The sequence below is a fragment of the Streptococcus equinus genome, assembly GCF_049393805.1.
Lineage (GTDB): Bacteria > Bacillota > Bacilli > Lactobacillales > Streptococcaceae > Streptococcus > Streptococcus equinus.
This window is the reverse complement of sequence record NZ_CP185765.1, coordinates 1-3,487: the sequence shown is the minus strand read 5'-3', so window position 1 is coordinate 3,487 and position 3,487 is coordinate 1. Positions and strand designations below refer to the sequence as shown.

The 3,487-nt window shown below is 37.3% G+C and carries 3 protein-coding genes; all 3 read right to left on the bottom strand.

Annotated features, from left to right (window positions below):
• Positions 1 to 34: 34 nt before the first annotated feature.
• The 3 genes from ACN0NP_RS09550 to ACN0NP_RS09540 all read right to left on the bottom strand — a co-directional run bounded on the left by ACN0NP_RS09550 (position 35) and on the right by ACN0NP_RS09540 (position 3,445).
• Entirely contained in the window at positions 35 to 184 is a 150-nt protein-coding gene (locus ACN0NP_RS09550) for a CopG family transcriptional regulator (protein ID WP_082301921.1), read from the bottom strand.
• Positions 185 to 942: 758 nt separating this feature from the next.
• Positions 943 to 2,460, bottom strand: coding sequence for a MobV family relaxase (gene mobV / locus ACN0NP_RS09545; RefSeq protein WP_423217693.1), 1,518 nt, complete (start codon positions 2,458 to 2,460; stop codon positions 943 to 945).
• Positions 2,461 to 2,788: 328 nt separating this feature from the next.
• Positions 2,789 to 3,445 (bottom strand): replication protein, encoded by a 657-nt coding sequence (locus ACN0NP_RS09540; protein ID WP_423217692.1) that lies wholly within the window; start codon positions 3,443 to 3,445, stop codon positions 2,789 to 2,791.
• Between the last annotated feature and the right edge of the window lie 42 nt (positions 3,446 to 3,487).

The following is a 3,487-nucleotide window of genomic DNA, read 5'->3' as shown; positions in this document are numbered from 1 at the left end:
TGCCGTGGCTCTTTTTTTATATTTCTTGACCTTTCTATTTTTGATTTTGAGATTTCAAATATTCTTCAAGAGCAAGAACAAAAATCGCAGATTTTGAAAAACCTCTTGATTTTGCTAAATCATCAACCAACTTGTATTGCTCATCGGTCAAACCAATCGACACTCTTTTTTTTGTTTTAGTCATTATTATAACCTCAATTTATATTTTAAAAATATTTTACGTTTTTTTAAAATATACGTCAACTTTTTTTACATAATCCCTATTTTTTTGCGACCCCTGAGTCGAATTTTGCGACCCCTGAGACGATTTTTCGTCTCTAGGGTCGCAAGGTCAATCCCTTGACGCTCTAAGGCTCAACCCAATTTTTACCCTATTTTGGCACTCGGCACATAAAGGGGGGTCGTAGTAACCCCCCAGATTTTAGATTTTTCTGGCGAAAAATCACCCCAATTTTTCCCTTCCGAGCACCAACTTTTTGACACATTTTTCCAACTCATGTTATAATGAGCTTGCGAAAATGTGATGCACAAGCACACCGAAGCCCCTAAGGAATGCCAGTTCCCTAGGGGCTTTTTTTGTCGGTGTTGGGCTAGCTTCAGCGTTTGTCCTTGCTATCTAACCACTTGCAAATGTAATGTGCCGTCACTTCTGCCACAATAGCAAGTAAGACGTCGAAAATGTAATGCACTCGCTCCACCTCCTTTCGCATAGATTTGCGGAAGGTTTTGCTTCAGCATTGGTTATTATATCATGACCCTATAACCTTTCAAAATCCTACCTACGCTAGTCGCTTACTTTATTCCAATTTCCTCTTGTCAGCAAGTAACCTAGACTGCTTTTTTCCTAATTTGTCGGTCGTCAGCTTTCCAGCCTGACAACTCGTCAAATTTAGTCTAAATTCGTCTAGCTTACTGACAAGAGTTTTCTCGGCATAAATCGCTCTACAGCGTCATTTTTTTGATAGTTTTCGTAACTGCTTTTACAACTTTTGCTACTGGTGTCATAATTTCTATGATTTCAGTATTAACAACTGCCGTAATAGCTTTAAATTCTTTTTTAGGCAACAATTTCCGTGTTTTATCACGCCATAATTTGAGTTTTTTAGTTGTGATATCCAATCGCTCAAATAGCTTTTTATTATCTTCACGTAACCATTTACTTTCAGCCTTCAATTCTTTGTTTTCATCAAGCAACTTGAAACGTGCTCGATTGCTATTCTCCAAGTCAGTTTCAAGCCGTCTAATTTCTTGTCGCAAACTATCTTGTTTAACTTGAAACCAATGGTTACTCATACGAGCTTTTTCAAAGACTTCTGGATCCATACGAATATATTCTTTCCCAAAAGCTGTTTTTTTCAATTCTCCAGTAATTTCTTGTCGCCAATTATCAGCAATCTGTTCGCCTCTTTTCAAAAATGCTTGATAGGCTTTAAAATCTCTTTTAACGGCTGCAAGAGCATCTGAACGACTGTCTATAGCATTTTCTAATTGAGACACCCTAGAAGCCCCTTTAGAAGCCTTTAAATCGATTTTAGATAATTCCTTAGTTTTTTCCTCGATTCTTTGGTCTAATTCGCTTATACGGGCTTCTGAGAGCTTCTGAGACGATTCTAGTTTATTTAAAGCTTGCTGATAATGTTGTTTAACCCAATCCATTTTCTCTTGAACAGTAACTTTCCTCAAAGGAATGTCATCAGAATCCAAAAAATCTTTGAAATCATCTTCTGTCACATTGTATTCCCCAAAAGTCTCTTTGAAGTCCTTATAATTCTCTTGATACTCTCCCTCAGTCACAAACTCACCAGTTGTCTCGTTGATATATACTGGAGCACCATATTCAGAAACTAATTTCTCGTCCAATTCTTTAACAGCCATATCTTGCTTGAATTCGGCAACTGTTTTGTGTTTTTTCTCGCTATTAAGCTCACCACGTTCAACCTCGAAACCATGCTCATTCATGTATTTCGGTAATTTATCTTGAATAGATTTCAACTCTTCACGGTCAAACATTGCCTTAGACGACAGTTTTCCGTCCTTCATCGGCACCACTCCCATATGCATATGCGGAGTACTTTCATCAAGATGCACACTAGCATAAGCAATATTTTGCTTACCATACTGTTCTTCAAAATACTTTTTAGCCGTCTCAAAGAATTCTTGTACTTGCTCTTGATTCAAATCTTCAAAAAACTTCTTGTCAGACGTAATAACCCACTCATCACACAAAACTGCATCTTTTCGAATAGCACGCTTTGATATTTTGGTTTCATTCACATAGTTTTTAATTTGCTTTTCATACGACACCGAACGGTCACGATCCGTCAACTCATAGTTGAGATGTGACCTATTCGGGTCTATATCTTTGTTAGAGTGATTCTTGAAAATACGTTCATTATGTCGATAGGCTCCACCAAGATTACCGACTTTCATTTTTTCCATCCTCGCCACTATGTAGCTCATTCTTCAATCCTCCTTATCAGCGTCAGTCGGATAACGACTGACAGACGAGCCGACAAGTCTATTGCTCGTCTAAATACGCAACACCTTATCTAGTAGTCTAGCACAATTTCGGAGCAACTTCCATGTAAAGTATAACGCACTATACTTTACTTCGTAAAAGTGCGTTCTCCGAAGGGTCTTGCAGACAGCTAGCTCGCCCAAAATAAAAAGGCGAGCAAACAAAAAAGCCCTCGAATCACAAGGACATTTTTGTCATGTTGGTCGACTCCATCAAGTCGCCCAAGCCATTTTGAAAAAATGGCAGTCCGACCGCTCCGCTATTGTCGGACTAATTTTCTCCGGCTTTTTTTATTTCTCCTCGCTTACTGCGTTGGTAAGCACCATCAAAATATAGACGTAAAATACTCGACTTATTTTCAATCGTACTTAAAAATAAATTCATATCAATCCCATAATCTTCACCGTTTTCCTCGATAAAATCATGTAAATCAAGAACATTAGGAATTGAGTAAGCTCGAATAATTTGTAAAAGCGACTTCAAAACTTGATTTTTTGTTTCAACATCAACCACAATATAACGGTCAATATCAAAATTACTGATATGCTTAATATCTGCTTTATTGTATCTATGTTTATTTTTCTTGATAGCATCCTTAGATTCATGTGTAAGATATAAATAGACACTCTCAATTGATTCATAAACAATTTGAACCTTTGCAACAGCCTTACATTCTTCAGTTTCTGAACTCAAAACTGCTTTGAGTTTATTCCGTACAGACTCTGCAGTCACTGGATTATTAGCAATGTAAATACCATGATAATGCGCTTTTTTGTAAGACCGATTTTTAGCCTTGTCCTTATCATGAAGTGGACTAATCGCAATCGGCACTCCAATTTTTTCTAATCGATCTTCCCAATCACTAGGGAATCCTTCGCCATCAGGATAGAGAAGAAACGTAAAATATCTAGATTTTTCTTTTGCCATTTGATATAATACCTTCAAGAAGTATCTTGATTTTAGAGCCAT

What these genes read in the sequence shown, in the direction of transcription:
- mobV (WP_423217693.1), bottom strand. Translation starts at nt 2,460, where the DNA reads ATGAGCTACATAGTGGCGAGGATGGAAAAAATGAAAGTCGGTAATCTT.
- ACN0NP_RS09550 (WP_082301921.1), bottom strand. Translation starts at nt 184, where the DNA reads ATGACTAAAACAAAAAAAAGAGTGTCGATTGGTTTGACCGATGAGCAA.
- ACN0NP_RS09540 (WP_423217692.1), bottom strand. Translation starts at nt 3,445, where the DNA reads ATGGCAAAAGAAAAATCTAGATATTTTACGTTTCTTCTCTATCCTGAT.